The sequence below is a fragment of the Paractinoplanes rishiriensis genome (genome assembly GCF_016862375.1).
GTDB lineage: Bacteria > Actinomycetota > Actinomycetes > Mycobacteriales > Micromonosporaceae > Actinoplanes > Actinoplanes rishiriensis.
Map to the genome: position 1 here is coordinate 15,543 of NZ_BOMV01000078.1, position 17,693 is coordinate 33,235.

A 17,693-nucleotide genomic window follows, 5' to 3' on the forward strand; every position below is an offset into this window, starting at 1 on the left:
CCGCAGGCTCAGGCGGCGTAGTTGATGAACTGCTCGCGGTCCTGGTAGCGGATCGAGCCGAGCATGGTGAAGTACTCGGCCGAGTTCTTCCAGGTCTCCGCGACGGCCTTCATGTCGGCCTGGTACTTGTCGATGGTCGCGGCCGAGTTGAGCTCGATCGCGTTGAACTGCATGACCTGCGGGATCGGCTTGCCCTCGATCCAGTCGGCCGCGAACTGGCCCCACGCGTACCCCATCAGCGGGTAGGCGAAGGCGAAGCTCGCCTTGTAGGCACCGCCCTTGCGGATCTCGGCGAGGGCCTGCTCGTCGCCGTCGATGCCGGACAGGTACATGTCCGGCTTGGCCTTGCCGGCCGCCTGCAGCGCGGAGAGCGCGCCGAGGCAGTACGTGTCGCCGCCGATCACGACGTTCACGTCCGGGTTCTTCTGCAGGATGGTGTTCATCGCCTTGAACCCGCCGTCCTGGGTGATCGCCGACGGCTGGATGTCGGAGACGATCTTCATGCCCGGGCCGGCCGTCTTGAGGCCGTCGAGCGCGCCCTGGTGCCGGGCCTTGAGCACCTCGATGGTGTCGGTGTTGAAGTAGACGACGTTCGCGTTGCCGCCCATCTTCTCGGTGATGTACTTCGCGGCGGCCAGCCCCTGGGCGTTGCCCACCTTGTACTGGTCGGCCACCACCTGCGAGGTGCTGGGCGGGGTCACCAGCGAGAGCACCGCGGCGCCCGCCTCGATGGCCCGCTTCATCAGCGGCGCCTGCGCGTTGGCGTCCAGCGGCTGGATGCACAGCGCGGCGATACCGCGCTGCAGGAACGTCTCGATCTGCTCGACGTTCTTGGCCGAGTCGTCGTTCGCGATCGCCGTCACGAACTCCAGGCCGCGAGCCGTGGCCGCACCCTCGATGGCCCGGGTGATCTGCAGGAAGAACTCCGCGTCGGAGGTGTTGGCCCAGGCGATCCGCTTGGGGATGTTCGGCTTCTCGCCGGCCGGGGCGTTGAAGTCGAACGGCGCCAGCTCTTTCTTCTCGGTGATGCCGTTACCGATGACCTTGGCGCTGGCCCCCGCGTCCGAGCCCGACCCGGTGCCCGAGCCGTCGTCGACCGAGCAGCCGCTCAGCAGGGGTACGCCAAGAAATGTTCCCGCGCCCGCAAGCGCGCCGAATCGCAGAAGGTTACGCCGGTTGATCTGCCCCCGAAACGCGTTTGTGTCGTCACCAGGCATGTCGACTCCTCTGAGATCGGGTCCGCATTGCGGACTCCGATTTTGCTATGCGGACCACGGTAGGAATGTGGCGAGGATCTGTCAATCAGTTGGGCGCAGGCTCTTGACCAGGGCCGCTTCCCACACCGGGTCCTGGTCGAGCGGGTACAGCGGCGTCGGGCGGTCGCGGTAGGGGAGCTGATCGACGGCCGCCGGGCAGTAACCGGGCGTGCGGACATAGATCGACCTCGCGCAGTACGGGCCGAACGCCGCCTTCCACGCGATCGCGCCCTTCGCGACGATTGCCCGGGCCTGCCGCGGCCGGACCTCGACCGCGGCCAGGTGGTCGTCGTCGAACGGGACCACCCGGCGCTCGGTCAGCACGATCTCGCCGATCGGGGCCTGCACCACCGCGACCCGGCCCATGTCCACCCGCTGCCCGCGCATGTAGGAGCCGGAGCGCAGGTAGGTGACCCCGTCGTAGCGGCGGACCCGGCCCTCGGCCAGGAACGGCGGACCCATCGCCGGGTCGCTGTGCCCGCCCGCCTGGACCACCACGGCGTCGCCGGTCACCCCGAAGATCCGGTCCACCGCGCCGGGGTCCCAGAGCACCGCGACCGCGCCGGACACCCGCTGCCGGGCCAGGGCGTGCAGCATCGCGGTGCCGTCGCCGGGCGAGCCGCCGCCCACGTTGTCGGCCACGTCCACGAGCACCACGGGACCGGCGCCCTGGGTCACCGCGGCCGCGGCCTGGTCCGGATCGACCAGCGGGGCGGCGAACTCGGCCCGGCGCTCCCAGACCGTGGCGGCCAGTTCCCGGGCCAGTTCCTCGGCCCGGTAGTCGGCCGCCACGTACACCGCGAAGCCGAGCCGGTCGGTCTCCGCGTACGCGAATCCCGGCAGCGCGCTGGCAGCCCACACCCCCGGCTCGGCGCGCAGCGCCTCGGCCGCCGCCAGGATCGAGCGCATCGGCTCGGCCGCGTCCTCCTGGGCGTGCGGGACGGTGAGCAGCGGGAGCTTGACCAGGTGGGTCCGCGGCCGGCGGCCGGACCGGACCATCCGCAGCACCGCCTCGAGCGCCTCGGCGCCGCGCTCGGCCATGTCGGTGTGCGGATAGCTGCGATAGCCGCAGAGCACGTCGGCCAGTCCGGCAAGCCGCTCGCCGGCGTTCGCGTGATAGTCGAGGGTCACCCCGATCGGCAGCGAGCCGAGCGCGTCCCGGAGCACCGCGACGATCTCGGCCTCCGGGTCGGGATGGCCGTCCACCACCATGGCGCCGTGCAGCGAGAGCACCAGCCCGTCGAGCACCGGGCCGTGCCGGGCGCGCTCCACGACCGCCGCCAGCATGGTCTCGAACGCGGCGCGGTCCACGGTGCCGGCCGGCAGCGCGGCGCCGAACAGCAGCCCGACCGGCTCGACCCGGTGGAACCGCGCCGCCCCGATCGCGCCGCCCAGTTCGGTGCCGGTGCCGGCCAGTGCCGAGACCAACTCGGGGCCTTCGAAAAGCTGGTATCGCCGGAAGTCTTCCAACGTCGTGACCTGCGGTGCGAAGGTGTTCGTCTCCTGCCAGATGCCTCCGAGCCCGATCCGCACGAGCGCCCCCTGGTAAAGATTCCGAAAAGCTGTACGCTAAGCGGAACCTAATTCCGCGAAGCGGACTAGGCAATCGTCTAAAGCGCCAGGAGGTTCCTAGAATCCAGGCAACATCCCTACCGATTCCCGAACGGAGCACGGCTACCGTGGCCAACGAACGCCGCTCGGACGAGGTCGGAGTCCTCGTCAAGGCACTCGATCTGCTCGACCTGATGGCGACCGACGCACCCTGTTCGGTGGCCCACCTCTGTCAGGTCACCGGCGTCACGAAGCCGGCCGCGTACCGGATCCTGAAGACCCTCGACCAGCGCGGCTACGTGGTCCGCGACGAGGTGCGCCGGGAGTATTCGCTGGGCCCCGCGCTGCTCGGCCTGAGCCGGGCCGCCCGCAACTCCACCGACCTGGTGCGCATCTGCCGGCCGGCCATGCAGGCGCTGCACGACGAGTTCGGCGAGACCGTCAACCTCGGCGTGGTCACCCACGGCCAGGTGGTCTACCTGGACGCGATCGAGAGCGTCCAGCGGCTGCGCACCACCGTGCACATCGCGCTGCGCGACAAGGTGCACACCACCGCGCTGGGCAAGGCCGTGCTGGCCGCGCTGCCCCCGCCGGTCGTGCGCGAGCAGCTGGCCGAGGCGGACTGGACGGCCAGCACGCCGAACACCGTGCTCTCGGCCGAGGCGCTGCTGGCCGAGCTGGACCGGTACCGGGCTCAGGGCTACGCCATCGACAACGAGGAGAACGAGGTCGGCTCGCGCTGCGTGGCCGCGCCGATCCTGGACGGTGCCGGCCGCCCGGTCGCCGCGATCAGCGTCTCGGCGCCCACCCCGCGGATGAGCGACGAGATGCTCGCCCTCGTCGGAACCCGCCTCGTGGACACCTGCAAGAGGCTGGGCAACGCGCTCGGCTGATCTTTAGGGAGCACGGACTTGGACCTCGACCTGCTCCTGCGCGGCGCCACCGTGCTGGACGGCACCGGCGGCCCGCCGCGCCGCCTCGACGTCGGCATCCGGGCCGGCCGAATCATGTTGGGGAGCATCGGCCCGGCGGCCCGCGACATAGACCTCGACGGCCTGGTCCTGGCGCCCGGCTTCGTCGACATCCACACCCACTCGGACGTCAGCCTGCTGCACGATCCGGCCGGCGAGAGCGCGGTGCTGCAGGGCGTCACCACCCAGGTGGTCGGCAACTGCGGCTACTCGCCGTTCCCGGTGCACCCGGAGCGGCGCGCCGATCTGGCCGACCACCTGGCCCGGCTGGGCGACCCGCGCACCGCGATCACCTGGTCCGATCTGAACGGCTACGCCGCATCGATGCATCCTGCACTGAACGTGGCGCCGCTGGTCGGGCACGGTGCGCTGCGGATCGCGGCGATGGCCGGCCCGTACGGGCCGGCCTCCGCCGGCGATCTGGCCCGGATGCGGGAGCTGCTCGACGCGGCCCTGGCGGCCGGGGCGTTCGGGCTGTCCACCGGCCTCACCCACTCGCCGTCCTCGTCCGGCGACCCGGCCGAGGTGACCGCGCTGGTCGAGGTGGTGGCCCGGCACGACGCCATGTATGCCACCCACGCCCGGGCGGCGGCCGGCAAGGAGTTGGACGCCATCGACGAGGCGATTTCCGCGGCCCGGGACACCGGCGGCCGGCTCCAGTTCTCCCACCTCGCGCTCAACGACCCGGCGTTCTGGGGGCGGGCGGCCGACGCGCTGGCCCGCTTCGACGACGCCCGCGCGGCCGGGCTGGACGTGGCGTTCGATGTTTATCCGTACGACGCCTCGTCGTCGGCGGCCATCCAGTACCTCCCGCTCTGGGCCCAGGACGGCGGCAGCGACGGGCTGCGCGCGGCGGTGGCGTTCCCGGCCGGCCGGGAACGTGTGCTGGCCGGTATCCGCGAGGGTTTCTTCGGCGGCATCCCGTGGCACTGGGACCGGATCGTGGTGACCTGGGGCGAGCCGTTCACCGGGCAGTCGATCGCACAGATCGCCGCGGACCTGCGCAAACCGCCCGAGGACGTGCTGCTCGACCTGTGCGTCACGCACGGCGGGGCCTGCCAGGTGGTGCTGCACTACCGCACCGAGGCGGACATGACCGCGTTCCTGGCGCACCCGCTGTCGGTGGTCGGCTCGGACGGCAGCGCGCTGCCGATCGACGGGCCGGGGCTGCCGCATCCGCGGGCGTTCGGGACGTTCCCGCGGGTGCTCGGCCGGTATGCGCGCGACACCGGGCTGCTCACCCTGCCGGAAGCGGTGCACAAGATGACGCTGGGGCCGGCCCGGCGGCTCGGCCTGGCCGACCGCGGCGAGATCCGGCTGGGTGCGCGGGCCGACCTGGTGGCATTTGATCCGGTACGAGTGGCCGACCGCGCCACGTTCGCGGCGCCCCGGCAGGCACCCGACGGGATTGCGCTGACCATCGTGGACGGTGTCGTCGTGGCCCGGGACGGATCGATGACCGGGGCGCGGCCGGGGAAGGTGTTGCGGCGTGGGTGAGTGGCTCAAGGGGACCCCGGCCGGCGGGGTGACGGCCGGCGCGAACATCTTCGACTTTCCGCTGCCGGTGGCGACGCTCGACGCGGACGCGCTTTCGCACAACCTGACGACCATGGCCGGCTACTGCGCGTCGCACGGGGTGCTGTTCGCGCCGCACGGCAAGACCACGATGAGCCCGGAGATCGTCCGGCGGCAGCTCGGCCACGGCGCCTGGGCGATCACGGCGGCAACCGCGTGGCAGGCCGCGGTGCTGGCGTCCTTCGGCGTCGAGCGGATCATCCTGGCCAACCAGGTGGTCGATCGCGGCTCGCTACAGGTGCTCCGCAATCTTCCCGACGTCGAGTTGTACTGCCTGGTCGACTCGCCGGAAGCGCTACGGCTCGTCGAACCGCTGAAGCCACGGGTGCTGGTCGAGCTCGGACTGCCGGGCGGGCGCACCGGGCTGCGCGACGACGCGGCGGCGCTGGCCCTGGCGGCCGAGGTCGAGGCCGGCCCGGCCACGCTGGCCGGCGTCGCGGCGTTCGAGGGCATCGTGGCGGCGCCGACCCTGGCCGGCAACCTTGAGCTGGTCGACGGCCTGCTGCACCGGATGGCCGCGCTGGCCGCCCAACTGCCGGTCGACGACCCGATCGTCACGGTCGGCGGCAGCGCCTACTTCGACCGGGTGGTCGCGGTGCTCGGCGGCGGTCCGTGGCGGGTGGTGCTGCGGAGCGGCTGCTACGTCACGCACGACGTGGGCGCGTACGACGAACTGTCCCCGTTCGGCGCCGCCGGCCGCGGATCGCTGCGGCTGCGCGACGCCCTGCACGTCTGGGCACCGGTGCTGTCCCGGCCCGAACCCGGCCTGGCGCTGGCCGGGCTGGGCCGCCGCGACGTGTCGGCCGACGCGGGCCTGCCGGTGCCGCGGGCCGCCGCGCGGGTGACGGCGCTCAACGATCAGCACGCGTACCTCTCCATTCCGGCCGGCAGCGACCTGCGGGTCGGCGACATCATCCGGTTCGGCATCTCGCATCCGTGCACCACCTTCGACAAGTGGCGGGTCATCCCGGTGGTGGCCGCCGACGGGACGGTGCGCGACCTCGTTCACACGTACTTCTGAGGAGGTTCTCATGGCACACCGTCTGGCGATCATCGGTTGCGGCGACATGGAAGACGCCCATCGGCAGGTCTTCGACGAACTCGGCGACCGTATCGAAATCATCGGCACGGCCGACGTCGTGCTCGAACGCGCGCGGGCCGCGGCCGACGCGCTGGGTGCACCGCGCGCGGTCACCGACTACACGGAGTTGCTGGACGAGGCCGACGCCTGCCTCATCGTCACCCCGCACGACCTGCACCACGAGATGGGCATGCGCTGCCTGGCGGCCGGCAAGCACGTGCTGATGGAGAAGCCGATGGCGATCACCGAGCAGCAGTGCCTCGAGCTGATCCACGCGGCGGACGAGGCCAAGCGGACGCTGATGACGGCGTACCCCATGCGATTTCACCCGGTCGTGACCCGCCTGCGCGAGTTGGTCGCCGAGAAACCTCTCGGCGAGATCTTCCAGATCTCGATCTACACCGAGCAGCACACCGAGCACCCGCCCGGCCACTGGATCCGCTCGGCGGCCCGGCTCGGCGGCGGCCAGCTGTTCAGCCACGGCTGCCACTACGTCGACCTGCTGCTGTGGATGCTGGGCCGGCCGGTGCGCGGCACGCACCTGGGCAGCCGGCTGGGCACGCCCTGGATGGAGTGGGAGGGCACCAGCAACGCCAGCATCGAGTTCGAGAGCGGTGCGGTGGGTTACCACTTCGGCACCTGGGGAGCCAGGGCGACAAGGCACGGGTACGCGATCCACGTGCACTGTGAGAAGGGCATGCTGGAGGGCGACCTGACCAACGGAATGCTGTACGCGCACCACGGCTTCGACGGCGAGGCCCCGCGCGGCGGGCTGTCCGGCCGGCTCTCCCCCGACCCGGCGACCGCCTCGGTTCTGCTGCAGGTGCCGGCCAACTCCAAGCACCTGGGCGGCGAGCTGGTCCATTTCGTGGACTGCCTCGACTCGGGCGCGCCCCCGCTCACCGACGGCCCCGGCAGCCTGCAGGGCCTGCGGGTGATCTGGCGCCTCTACGAGGCCGAGCGCCGGGGCGTCATCGCCGACCTCAGCGGCCTCGGCCTGGATCAGGACTGGGATCAGGCCGGCCTGGACGCATTGCCCGGTCAGGCATCCAGGATGCCGTAGCGGGCCATGATGGCGGCCCGGCGAGAGCGGTTGACGGCGCGCACCCGCCGGCCGACGAAGAACCCGTCGAGAAGAGTCCAGACGCCCAGCCCACCCAGCGTGAACAGCATCGCGATGGAGCGCCCGGTATCGCCGAGGTAGAAGCGGTGACCGCCGAAAATGCCCAGCAGAACCCAGATGGCGTACGCCACTCGCGTGTCCTTCTTGACGGCGGCGAACTCGGCCTCGGCGCGCAACACCCGAAACCGTTCCCACTCCGGGAGGGGATTCATCGGCGGACTCAGGTGCCGCGGTGGTGGCGTTTGACGAACGTGTAGCCCGGTTCCAGGGAGCTCGTTTCGATCTCCTCGCTCGCCACGGCCTGCTGGTGCAGCGTCACCTGCTTTTCCGAGGCGTGCGCGCCCCGCGGCAGCTTGCGGACGAAGCTGTGCACCAGATGCTCGGGGCGGGATTCGTCGTCCGGGTCGGGGACCGGCTCCACCAGCGGGGCGTAGAAGAGCATCTCCGCGGGTTTCTGGCCGTCCACCGCGGGATAGGCGGGATAGCCGGACGAGTCCACGCTGCCCGGCACGCGGGTCAGGAAGCCCTCGCGGATCAGCTGGTCGACCGCGTTGCGCAGCAGGAACGACCCGCGCGCGCCGCGGCCCAGGCCGCAGTGGGCGGCCAGGCCGGCCTCGGGCAGCACCGCGCTGCCGTCGTCGAAGACCCGGCCGCGCTTGCGGACCGCGTGCAGCACCTGGCCGCGGTTCGAGCCGTCGGGGACGAATTCGCGGGTGACCACCCTGGGGTCGTACTCGTGGAAGTAGGCAACCCCGTCCACCTGGACCGGCTCGTCCAGCCGGGCGGTACGCACCACGACCTCGTCCCTGGCGGGCTGCCAGCTGACCGTGACCAGCGTCCCGGGGTGCAGGCCGGGCGGCCACGGCACGCCGGTGAACTGCCACTCGACGTCCTGGTGCAGCGCGCTGTCGAAGGGCAGCCGGGCCGGCGGGTGTTCCAGGACGACCGGCACGGCCGCCCGCTCCCGTAACGCGTCGACGCACTCCTCCGGGGCGGCGCACACCCCGCCCTCGAGATCCGCCCGCCAGAGCGCAAACCGGCGGCTCACCGTCCTCATGCGGACCGAACTTACCGGACCACCCCGGGGTTCAAGGGCGGTGAGCCGGCAGATGCCGGCTCACCGCCCGGACCGGACCGGGTCATCGACGGGCGGCACGGGGCCCGGTCCGGCGCCGCAGGCGGACCACCACGAACACCGCGGCGGCCACCAGCACGGCCACAACAACGACCATCGGGACCAGACCGGCGTTGCCGATCCGCTCCCAGTTCTCCCCGAGCGCGTACCCGGAGAAGACGAACACGCTGTTCCAGATCAGGCTGCCCAGCGTGGTGTACAGCAGGAACCGGCCGAGCGGCATCCGGGCCACCCCGGCCGGCACCGAGATCAGGCTGCGCAGCAGGGGGATCATCCGGCCGAAGAACACCGCCTTGCTGCCGTGCCGGTCGAACCAGGCCTGGCAGCGGTCGATGTTCTCCGGGTTCACCAGCGGCATCCGCTCGGCGATGGCCCGCACCCGGTGGATGCCGACGGCGGCACCGATCCAGTACAGCGTCAGCGCGCCGATCACCGAGCCGAGCGTGGTCCAGAACAGCGCCGCGGGGAGGCTGAAGTCGCCGCGGCTGGCCGCGAACCCGGTCAGCGGCAGGATGACCTCGCTGGGCAGAGGCGGGAAGAGGTTTTCCAGGACGCTGGCGAGGCAGGCGCCGGGACCCCCGATCCGGTCCATCAGGTCCAGCGCCCATCCGGCGATGCCGCCGTCCGGGGCTTCGCGGGCCGCGTACTGGTCGACCATCGTGCTCCCCCCGCGGTCACCACCCCTTGCCTCGTCGGCCGTACCGCATCAACGCTAGGGAATGCGGTACGCCGTGCCTGCCGACGATCGGCAGTAATCGGCCCTTACTTTCGGTGGTGTCAGCGAGGGGCCGCGCGCCGGTAGGGTGGCCGCGATCGGCGGGAGGAGCACTCGGTCATGTGGCCGTGGCAGCCGGGCGGTGGGCGGCCCGACATCGTCCGCCGGTGCTGGCCGGCGGCGTCCGCCGTCCTGCTCTGGTGCCTGTTGGTGGCGCCGCCAACGCTCACCGCGCTTGCCGTCGACCCGGCCGATTTCCGCTGGTGGGAGCTGGTCGGGCCGATGCTGCCGATGGCCGCCGCGGTCGCCCTGCACCGCCGCCGGCCGCTGGCCGCCGTGGGCGTCGCGGTGCTGCTCAGCGCCGTCGACCCGTGGAGTCCGATCGACCGGTTCACGCTCGCCGTGGTGGTCCTGGCGTACCTGGCCGGTGGCCGGCCCTCGCCGCCCCGCGCGCTCTGGTGGTGGACCGCCATCGCGGTGTCCGGCACGCTGGTCGCCCTCGGCTTCAGCGCGGAACGCTGGCAGTGGTTCTACACCGTCACCGTCACCCCGGTGCTGATCGCGTTTCCCTGGCTCGCCGCCCGTTACCTGCGACAGCGCCGCGACCTCATGCTGGGCGGCTGGGAGCTGGCCCGCAACCTCGAACGCGAGCAGGCGGTCGTGGCCGACCGCACCCGGCTGCTGGAGCGTTCCCGGATCGCCCAGGACATGCACGACTCGCTGGGGCACGAGCTGAGCCTCATCGCGCTGCGGGCCGCCGCCCTGGAACTCGGCCCCGACCTGCCCGCCGGGCGCCAGGCGGACGCGGGCGAGCTGCGGGTCGCGGCCGGGGAAGCCACCAAGCGGCTCCAGGAGATCATCGGCGTCCTGCGGGCGGACGGCGGCGCGCCCGTCGAGCCGGTCAACGCGAGCATCGAGGACCTGGTGGCGCGGGCCGCCGCCTCCGGGGTGCTGGTCGAGCTGCGCCGGACCGGCGAGCCGCTGGACGTCGCACCGCTCACCGGTCGCACCGCGTACCGCATCGTGCAGGAGTCGCTCACCAACGCCACCAAGCACGCGCCGGGCGCGGAGATCACCGTCCAGGTCGGCTACCGGGCCGCCGACGTGCTGGTCACGGTCGTCAACGGCGCGGTGGCTCCGGCCGGCCCACCCTCGGGTCTGGCCGGCGGCGGGCACGGCCTGGCCGGGCTGCGGGAACGCGTACGGCTGCTGGGCGGGACGCTGGCGGCCGGCCCGCACGACGGCGGCTTCCGGGTCGCCGCCACCCTCCCGAACCGGCCCGCGCCGATCGACGCCGCCGCCGCGCGGCCGCACACCGAACCGGCCGCCGAGACCGACGCCCGGCAGACCCGGGCGGCACGCCGGGCCCGCCGCGGTTCGATCGTCGTGCTGGGCCTGCCGGTCGCGGTCGGCGTGGTGCTGGCCGCGACCGTCGCCGGCTTCCTGTTCCAGATGCTGAACTCGGTGCTGCCGCCGGCCGACTTCGCCCGCATCGAGGTCGGCCAGACCGCGGCCGAGACGGATCCGCTACTGCCCGCGCAGGAGCTCACCGAGCTGCCCGGCAATGTCCGGGACCGGCCGGTCCCGCCCGGCGCCGGCTGCCACTACTACCTGTCCACCCACAACCTGCTGGCCGACGCCGACGTCTACCGCGTCTGCCTCGCCGGAAACCGGGTGGTGTCCACCGACGTACTGACACCCGACGGCCGAGGAGAGTGATGGCGGAGACGATCCGCGTCGTGCTGGCTGACGACGAGGCGATGGTCCGGGCCGGAATCCGGGGAATTCTCACCCTGGACCCGGCGATCGACGTGGTCGGCGAGGCGGCCGACGGCAGCGCCGCGGTCGAGCTGGTGCGCCGGCACCGGCCGCAGGTCGTCCTGCTGGACATCCGGATGCCCCGGCTGGACGGGCTGGGCGCGGCCGCCGAGATCCGCAGCGCGGTGCCGGGCACCGGCGTCCTCATGCTGACCACGTTCTCCGAGGACGAGTACATCGCCCGGGCGCTGGCCGAGGGGGCGAGCGGCTTCCTGCTCAAGTCCGGCGACCCGCGCGAACTGCTGGCCGGCGTGCACGCGGTGGCCGACGGGGCCGCGTTCCTGTCGCCGGCCGTGGCGGCCCGGGTGATCAGCACGCTCAGCAACGACCGGATGTCCCGCGGCCTGGCCGCCCGCGAGCAGGCCGCCCAGCTCACCGAGCGGGAACGCCAGGTGCTCGCGCTGGTCGGCGCCGGCCTGTCCAACGCCGAGATCGCCGCGAAGCTGTTCCTGGTGGAGGGCACGGTCAAGAGCTACATGAGCACGATCCTGACCCGGCTCAACGTCCGCAACCGGGTGCAGGCGGCGATCATCGCGTACGAGGCCGGCCTGGTCGACGAGGCATGAGAAAGCCGCGGCCGGTCCGGCCGCGGCTTTCTCCCCCCGTCAGGTTGTCACGCGTCCCGGCTGCGCAGCCGGCGGTAGCCGATGAGCAGCGCGGCCAGCGACCACGCGGCAACCACGAAGAATCCGGCGTACGCCGGGTAGTACTCGTCGATGCCGCGCATGAAGTTCATCCCGGCGTAGCCCGGCAGGTACTGGTTGACCTCGCGCAGCACCTCGTCGGCGCCGGGGTTGCCGGTGGGCTGCAGCAGCACCGGGAGCACCACCAGGGCGACGAACACGATGGCCAGCGCGCCGGCCGCCTTGCGCAGGGCCGCACCGGCACCGATCGCCATGATGCTCAGCAGCGCCAGGTTCGCGCCCACCAGGACCGCGTCGACGATGACGTCGCCGGCCTCGACGATTCCGTAGCCACCGAACAGCGGCCAGGCGACCAGCGCGCCGAACACACCCAGCAGGGTGCCCACCGCGAACGTGGTCGCGGCCGCCACCAGCACCTTGGCCAGCAACAGGGTGAACCGGTCGGGCACCCACTGCAGGGTGGTGCGGATGCTGCCGGTGGAGTACTCGCTGGTGACGCTCTGCATGGCCCAGACGATCGCCACGAACTGAACGACCAGGACGGCCGACTGCGGCGCGTTGCCGATCGGCTGGGCGTCGGCCGCGTTCTCCTCGTTCTGGATCAGCACGATCGTGCCGTAGTAGGCGCAGTAGACCGCCATGATCACGATGGCCGAGGCCAGGCACGCCCAGGTCGAGCGCACCGCCAGCTTGGTCCACTCGGCGGCCACGGCGCCGCGCAGGCCGGCCCGGGCGGGCGGCAGGCTGGTGGCGGTCATCGCGGCACCGCCGATCCGTACTCGACGCTGCCGGCGGTCAGCTCCATGTAGGCCTGCTCCAGCGAGGCCTCCATCAACCGCAATTCGTGTACGCGTACGCCCAACTCGTGAATGCGGTCACCGACGTGGGCGGCGGTTGCCCCGCGCACCAGCAGGCTGTCGTCGCCGGTCGGGCGGATCTCCAGCCGGTCACCGGCCAACCTGGTGTGCAGCACGTCCCGGGCGGCGGGGTCGGGTACCCGTACGACCACCGCCTGCACCGAGCTGCGCGCGATGAGCTCGCCGATCGGTGCGTCCGCGATGAGCCGGCCCCGGCCGATCACCACCAGGTGGTCCGCGGTCAGCTGCATCTCGCTCATCAGGTGGCTGGAAATGAGGATGGTGCGTCCCTCGGCGGCGAGCGAACGCATCAGGTCGCGCACCCAGCGCACGCCGTCCGGGTCGAGGCCGTTGACCGGCTCGTCGAAGATCAGCACCTCCGGGTCGCCGAGCAGCGCGCCGGCGATGCCGAGCCGCTGGCCCATGCCGAGCGAGAACCCGCCGGCCCGCCGCCCGGCCACGTCGGTGAGCCCGACGATGGAAAGCACCTCGTCGACCCGCCGCTTCGGGAGGCCGTGCGTGCGGGCCCCGGCCAGCAGGTGCCGGTACGCGCTGCGGCCCGGGTGCACGCCCCGGGCGTCCAGGAGCGCGCCCACCCGGCGCAGCGGGTGCGCCAGGTCGCGGTACGGCCGGCCGAACACCAGCGCCTCGCCGGAGGTGGGCCGGTCCAGCCCGAGAACGCACCGGATGGTCGTCGACTTGCCGGACCCGTTCGGGCCCAGGAACCCGGTGACCCGGCCGGGCTTGATCTCCACCGACAGGTCGCTGACGGCGGCCTTGTCTCCGTAGCGCTTGGACAATCCTCGTATCGTGATCATCGATATCTCCCCCCGTTCGGTCCCTCGTGTCCCGCTGAAGGTAGGGCCCGCCCGGGGTCGCTCCCCACTGGCGAAGGTGGACTCCGCACCCCTGACTTTCGGCAGTACTCCCCTTAACTTTCGCTTAGGAATAAACCGATGAACGTCGATGCGTCCCTTAGCATCGAGACGCCTGGGCAAGCGCTTACCCACGGCTGACGCTCATCGATTGGAGCTCTCATGCGTGCACCACGCGGCAGGATCGTCCCGCTGTCCGGCGTCGCCCTCGCCGGCGCCCTGACCGCCACCGTCCTGCTTGCGCCGGGTGCCTCAGCGGCCACCACCATCACGGTGGCGGCCGACGGCAGCGGCAACTTCACCACCGTCCAGGCCGCGATCAACTCGGTCCCGGCGAACAACACCGCCGCGGTCACCGTCAACATCAAACCCGGCACCTACCGCGGCGTGGTCACCGTCCCCGCCAACAAGCCGTACGTCTCCCTGATCGGCACCGGCTCCGCCGCCAACCAGACGGTGCTCGTCGAGGGGCACGCGGCCGGCATGACCAACCCGAGCGGCGGCACCTACGGCACATCCGGCAGCGCGTCGGTCTTCATCCAGGCCAACGACACCACGGTCCGCAACCTGACCATGTCGAACGACTTCAACGAGGCCGCCGTCGAGCTGAGCGGCGAACAGGCCGTGGCCGTCAACACCTCGGGCGACCGGGTCGAGTTCGACAACGTCCGCATCCTCGGCAACCAGGACACGCTGCTGGTCAACGCCCCCAGCGCCAGCGCCGTCCGCCGGCTCTACGTGCGGAACTCGTACGTGGAGGGCGACGTCGACTTCATCTTCGGCCGCGGCACCATGGTCTTCCAGAACGGCACCGTGCACTCGCTGACCCGCGGCTCGTCGTCCAACAACGGCTACCTCACCGCCGCCGCCACCGACATCAACAACAAGTTCGGCTACCTGTTCTGGGGCACCACGCTGACCAGCAACGCCCCCGCGAAGACCGTCTACCTGGGCCGCCCGTGGCACCCGAGCGGCGACGTGAACGCCCGCGGCCAGGTGCTCTACCGCGGCGTGACCATGGGCGCCCACATCCGCGACGACCCGTGGACGGACATGTCCGGCTTTTCATGGAAAGACGCCCGGTTCACCGAGTACAGCAGCACCGGAGCCGGCGCCGCGGTCAACGCCAACCGTCCGCAGATGACAGCCGCGACCGCCGCCCAGTACGTGCCCACTGCCTACCTGGCCGGCACCGACGGCTGGAACCCGATCCGCTGACCACCCCGGCGCTGCGGACGGGCATACCAGGGGCATCAAAGGTTGCGGTGCCGCTGCCGGATCTTCGGTGAACTTCGCCACGGCAAAACGACCCACGCGGCGGAGCCCGACACGTTAGGGTCTGGCTGCCCGGTGGATATCGACATCGGCGCATGTTTTTAACGGGGAGGAATTTTTCATGCAGTTCATGCTGCCCGCGCGCCGCGCGGTGGCAATCGGGGCCGGTACGGTGCTGGCGCTCGCGCCGGCCGTGGCCGGGCATGCCGCACCTGCCGTTTCCACCGTTCGGGTTTCCCAGGCGGCGGACGGCGCCGAGCCCGACTCCAACTCGACCGACCCGGCCATCACGCCCGACGGCCGGTATGTGCTCTTCGGCTCCAACGCCACCAACCTGATTCCCGGCGACACCAACGGGGTTCGCGACCTGTTCGTCCGGGACGCCGCCACCGGCGAACTCGACCTGGTCACCCGTGGGCTCAACGGGGCACAGTCCAACGGCGCCGCTTACAACGGGCGGATCAGCGACAACGGACGGTTCGTCGCCTACTGGTCGGCCGCCTCCAACCTGGCGCCGGACGACACCAACGGGGTCGACGACATTTTCGTGTACGACCGGCAGACAGCCTCCACCACGCGGCTGCCGGGCGGTCTGTACGAGGCCACGTTCCCGGACATCAGCGGCACCGGCCGGTACGTCGCGTACTCGACGCGGTCCGCACTGCTGCCCGAGGACACCGACCTCTTCAGCGACCTCTACCTGTGGGACCGCACCACCAAGGCGGTCACCCTGCTGGTCGACGGCGGCGACGGCGAAAACTCCTCGCCGGTGATGAGCAGCAACGGCCGGTGGATCACGTTCACCTCGAGTTCCACCAACCTCACCAAGGACACGGTGGCCTCGGGCAACAACTCGTACCTGCTGGACCGCACCACCGGCACGGTCACCCTGGTGTCCAAGGCCAGTGACGGCACGCCGGCCTCGGTCGGATCGTATCCGCAGAGCATCAGCGACAACGGCCGGTACATCGCGTTCACCTCGGCAGCCACCAACCTGGTGGCCGGCGACGAGAACGGTGAAACCGACGTCTTCCTGCACGACCGGGTCACCGGCCGGACCGTGGCGGCCTCGTCCACGCCGGACGGCGCGACCGGTGACGGCGCCTCGTACGACCCGGACGTGAGCCCGGACGGCCGGTACGTGTCCTACTTCTCGCTGTCGCAGAACCTCACCGGCGAAGCGCTGCCCGAATGGGACATCCACACCTACCTCTACGACCGGGTGAACGGCACCAACACCGTGGTGTCGCTGCCGGCCGAGGGTGCGGGCAGCGGCGGCGGCTGGACCTCGGCGGTCTCGTCCGGCGGCCGGTTCGTCGCGTACGAATCCTTCGGCAACGGCCTTGTCGACGGCGACACGAACGACGAGATGGACATCTTCGTCACTCAGCTCTACTGATCTCCGTACGGTAACGTGCTTCATCGGCCGCTGTTGGGTCGGTGAAGCACGTCTTATTTCTGCCTTACGACACGCGCGAAGCCATTGACGCATCTGGATTATTGGCGGGCCAGTTCATCCGCCCGTGGAGACGTCCCGTGTCTAAGTCAGCTGCATCGCGACGATGGTTGCTCGGTGCTTTCGTTGTGGTGGTGACGATGGGCGGCACCGGCGCCCTCGCCCTGAACGCTGCGGCTGAAGAGATCCTGGTGTCCCCAGCGAAGCCGCCGGCGCCCGAGGCCGCACCGGTGGAGACCGATGTCGAGGAGACCGTGACCTCGGACGTCGCGCACACCCTCGGCCTGCTGGCCGGCGGATGCCTGGGCATCACGAGCGAGGAAGAGTCGCGGCTGGTCGAGGCCTGCACGGACGCTGCGGACCTGCAATTCTCCATGCTCAATGCCGTGTACGACCGATACGCCATCCCCGGCGACGCCGGCGACATCTGCCTGGACGCGTTCGAGGAATGCGGCCCCGCGCGGACGCCGCCCCCGACGCGAACCACCAAACCGAAGCCGTCGCCCACCGCCACGCCCACCGCCACACCCTCGGCGAAGCCGACCACCACGAAGCCGAGTCCCGAGCCGACCAAGCCGTCCGAAACGGCGGAGCCGTCGAAGCCGACCAAGCCGTCGGAGCCGTCGGAGCCGAGCGAGCCACCGACCCCGGCCCCCACCACCCCGACCCTCACCCCGCGAATCACGATCACCCCCACCACGGCGCCCCCCACCTCAAGGCCGCCGGCCACAACGCCGCCCACCACCCCGCCCACGCCCACAGAACCCGCACCCACAAAGCCCACCACCCCGCCCACGCCCACAGAACCCGCACCCACAAAGCCCGCGCCCACAGAGCCCGCCCCGACGACGCCGGCCGATCCCGCCTGCACCCTCCCGGCCGACACGATCCCCCTAATTACCGATAAATCGGATATGGGCGGCGAGCTGAACGGCCGAAATGGCGAGGACCAGCAAGGCCACGAGGAACGGGAAGGCCAGGACGACCGGGCGGACCGGGAGGACCGCGATGGCCGGGAGGACCGCGATGGCCGGGAGGACCGCGATGGCCGGGAGGACCGCGACGGCGACCAGGGAGCCGGCGATGAGGACACCCGGCTGATCGCCCCCGTCCCCGACGGCAGCGGCTTCTGGATCGCCTGGCCCGGCGGCGACGGCAAGATCTACCTGGGTCGCCTGAACTGCGCCGGCGAACTTACCGCCCCGCCCACCTCCTTCGCGGGCGTCGGCGTCAAAGAACTCCGCAGCGACGCCGACGGCGGCGAACTCCTGGTGATCCGCGAGGACGGCGCCGAGGACCGGATCCGCTTCGGCAACTGAGCACCGGCACCTGAGCATTGATCTTTTTCCTGTCGCCCGGCA

Annotated in this window: 16 protein-coding genes; 9 read left to right on the forward strand and 7 right to left on the reverse strand. The window is 71.4% G+C overall.

Going from position 1 to position 17,693, the window contains the following annotated elements; genetic code table 11:
- Positions 1-8 precede the first annotated feature (8 nt).
- Positions 9-1,217 (reverse strand): sugar ABC transporter substrate-binding protein, encoded by a 1,209-nt coding sequence (locus Ari01nite_RS36860; protein ID WP_203787146.1) that lies wholly within the window; start codon positions 1,215-1,217, stop codon positions 9-11.
- A gap of 81 nt (positions 1,218-1,298) precedes the next feature.
- Positions 1,299-2,789 carry a M81 family metallopeptidase gene (locus tag Ari01nite_RS36865; protein WP_203787148.1) on the reverse strand — a complete coding sequence of 497 codons (1,491 nt, stop codon included), beginning with the start codon at positions 2,787-2,789 and terminating at the stop codon, positions 1,299-1,301.
- Positions 2,790-2,935: 146 nt separating this feature from the next.
- Here Ari01nite_RS36865 and Ari01nite_RS36870 point away from each other — a divergent pair, with 146 nt between their 5' ends.
- Genes Ari01nite_RS36870 through Ari01nite_RS36885 form a run of 4 tightly spaced genes read left to right on the forward strand, consistent with a single transcriptional unit; the run spans position 2,936 to position 7,497 of the window.
- A complete protein-coding gene (locus tag Ari01nite_RS36870; RefSeq protein ID WP_203787150.1) occupies positions 2,936-3,700 on the forward strand; it encodes an IclR family transcriptional regulator in 765 nt (254 codons plus the stop codon).
- 18 nt (positions 3,701-3,718) lie between these two features.
- Positions 3,719-5,275 carry an N-acyl-D-amino-acid deacylase family protein gene (locus Ari01nite_RS36875; protein WP_203787152.1) on the forward strand — a complete coding sequence of 519 codons (1,557 nt, stop codon included), beginning with the start codon at positions 3,719-3,721 and terminating at the stop codon, positions 5,273-5,275.
- Positions 5,268-6,374, forward strand: a complete 1,107-nt coding sequence (locus tag Ari01nite_RS36880) for an alanine racemase (protein ID WP_203787154.1) — start codon at positions 5,268-5,270, stop codon at positions 6,372-6,374. The genes Ari01nite_RS36875 and Ari01nite_RS36880 overlap by 8 nt, the downstream gene beginning before the upstream one ends.
- A 10-nt stretch (positions 6,375-6,384) precedes the next feature.
- Positions 6,385-7,497, forward strand: coding sequence for a Gfo/Idh/MocA family protein (locus tag Ari01nite_RS36885; protein ID WP_203787156.1), 1,113 nt, complete (start codon positions 6,385-6,387; stop codon positions 7,495-7,497).
- Here the strand turns inward: Ari01nite_RS36885 and Ari01nite_RS36890 are convergent.
- The 3 genes from Ari01nite_RS36890 to Ari01nite_RS36900 all read right to left on the reverse strand — a co-directional run bounded on the left by Ari01nite_RS36890 (position 7,476) and on the right by Ari01nite_RS36900 (position 9,350).
- On the reverse strand, positions 7,476-7,769 hold the full coding sequence (locus Ari01nite_RS36890; RefSeq protein WP_203787158.1) for a TM2 domain-containing protein: 294 nt from the start codon (positions 7,767-7,769) through the stop codon (positions 7,476-7,478). The two genes, Ari01nite_RS36885 and Ari01nite_RS36890, sit on opposite strands and share 22 nt — an antisense overlap.
- Positions 7,770-7,777: 8 nt before the next feature.
- Positions 7,778-8,614, reverse strand: coding sequence for a hypothetical protein (locus tag Ari01nite_RS36895; RefSeq protein WP_203787160.1), 837 nt, complete (start codon positions 8,612-8,614; stop codon positions 7,778-7,780).
- An 82-nt stretch (positions 8,615-8,696) separates the two neighbouring features.
- The gene (locus Ari01nite_RS36900) at positions 8,697-9,350 is read right to left on the reverse strand and encodes a DedA family protein (RefSeq protein WP_203787162.1); all 654 of its coding nucleotides are present in this window, start codon (positions 9,348-9,350) and stop codon (positions 8,697-8,699) included.
- 177 nt (positions 9,351-9,527) lie between these two features.
- Here Ari01nite_RS36900 and Ari01nite_RS36905 point away from each other — a divergent pair, with 177 nt between their 5' ends.
- Together Ari01nite_RS36905 and Ari01nite_RS36910 are read left to right on the forward strand one after the other, a co-directional pair.
- A complete protein-coding gene (locus tag Ari01nite_RS36905; RefSeq protein WP_203787164.1) occupies positions 9,528-11,126 on the forward strand; it encodes a sensor histidine kinase in 1,599 nt (532 codons plus the stop codon).
- On the forward strand, positions 11,126-11,791 hold the full coding sequence (locus tag Ari01nite_RS36910) for a response regulator (RefSeq protein ID WP_203787166.1): 666 nt from the start codon (positions 11,126-11,128) through the stop codon (positions 11,789-11,791). The genes Ari01nite_RS36905 and Ari01nite_RS36910 overlap by 1 nt, the downstream gene beginning before the upstream one ends.
- A 47-nt stretch (positions 11,792-11,838) precedes the next feature.
- Here Ari01nite_RS36910 and Ari01nite_RS36915 read toward each other — a convergent pair whose 3' ends face one another.
- Both Ari01nite_RS36915 and Ari01nite_RS36920 read right to left on the reverse strand, forming a co-directional pair.
- Positions 11,839-12,627, reverse strand: coding sequence for an ABC transporter permease subunit (locus Ari01nite_RS36915; protein ID WP_203787168.1), 789 nt, complete (start codon positions 12,625-12,627; stop codon positions 11,839-11,841).
- On the reverse strand, positions 12,624-13,544 hold the full coding sequence (locus Ari01nite_RS36920; protein ID WP_203787170.1) for an ABC transporter ATP-binding protein: 921 nt from the start codon (positions 13,542-13,544) through the stop codon (positions 12,624-12,626). Before Ari01nite_RS36920 ends, Ari01nite_RS36915 begins: the two co-directional genes overlap by 4 nt.
- A 219-nt stretch (positions 13,545-13,763) precedes the next feature.
- Between Ari01nite_RS36920 and Ari01nite_RS36925 the strand changes: the two genes are divergently transcribed.
- The 3 genes from Ari01nite_RS36925 to Ari01nite_RS36935 all read left to right on the forward strand — a co-directional run bounded on the left by Ari01nite_RS36925 (position 13,764) and on the right by Ari01nite_RS36935 (position 17,651).
- A complete protein-coding gene (locus Ari01nite_RS36925) occupies positions 13,764-14,819 on the forward strand; it encodes a pectinesterase family protein (protein WP_203787172.1) in 1,056 nt (351 codons plus the stop codon).
- Positions 14,820-14,997: 178 nt separating this feature from the next.
- Positions 14,998-16,275: a TolB-like translocation protein gene (locus Ari01nite_RS36930; protein WP_203787174.1), complete on the forward strand. Its 1,278-nt coding sequence runs from the start codon at positions 14,998-15,000 to the stop codon at positions 16,273-16,275.
- 41 nt (positions 16,276-16,316) lie between these two features.
- Positions 16,317-17,651 carry a hypothetical protein gene (locus tag Ari01nite_RS36935; protein ID WP_203787176.1) on the forward strand — a complete coding sequence of 445 codons (1,335 nt, stop codon included), beginning with the start codon at positions 16,317-16,319 and terminating at the stop codon, positions 17,649-17,651.
- The last annotated feature ends 42 nt before the right edge of the window (positions 17,652-17,693 follow it).

Excerpts from the sequence above, each read along its gene's own strand:
- Ari01nite_RS36860 (WP_203787146.1), bottom strand. The coding sequence starts at position 1,217 with ATGCCTGGTGACGACACAAACGCGTTTCGGGGGCAGATCAACCGGCGT.
- Ari01nite_RS36885 (WP_203787156.1), top strand. The coding sequence starts at position 6,385 with ATGGCACACCGTCTGGCGATCATCGGTTGCGGCGACATGGAAGACGCC.
- Ari01nite_RS36890 (WP_203787158.1), bottom strand. The coding sequence starts at position 7,769 with ATGAATCCCCTCCCGGAGTGGGAACGGTTTCGGGTGTTGCGCGCCGAG.
- Ari01nite_RS36895 (WP_203787160.1), bottom strand. The coding sequence starts at position 8,614 with ATGAGGACGGTGAGCCGCCGGTTTGCGCTCTGGCGGGCGGATCTCGAG.
- Ari01nite_RS36900 (WP_203787162.1), bottom strand. The coding sequence starts at position 9,350 with ATGGTCGACCAGTACGCGGCCCGCGAAGCCCCGGACGGCGGCATCGCC.
- Ari01nite_RS36905 (WP_203787164.1), top strand. The coding sequence starts at position 9,528 with ATGTGGCCGTGGCAGCCGGGCGGTGGGCGGCCCGACATCGTCCGCCGG.
- Ari01nite_RS36910 (WP_203787166.1), top strand. The coding sequence starts at position 11,126 with ATGGCGGAGACGATCCGCGTCGTGCTGGCTGACGACGAGGCGATGGTC.
- Ari01nite_RS36915 (WP_203787168.1), bottom strand. The coding sequence starts at position 12,627 with ATGACCGCCACCAGCCTGCCGCCCGCCCGGGCCGGCCTGCGCGGCGCC.
- Ari01nite_RS36920 (WP_203787170.1), bottom strand. The coding sequence starts at position 13,544 with ATGATCACGATACGAGGATTGTCCAAGCGCTACGGAGACAAGGCCGCC.
- Ari01nite_RS36925 (WP_203787172.1), top strand. The coding sequence starts at position 13,764 with ATGCGTGCACCACGCGGCAGGATCGTCCCGCTGTCCGGCGTCGCCCTC.
- Ari01nite_RS36930 (WP_203787174.1), top strand. The coding sequence starts at position 14,998 with ATGCAGTTCATGCTGCCCGCGCGCCGCGCGGTGGCAATCGGGGCCGGT.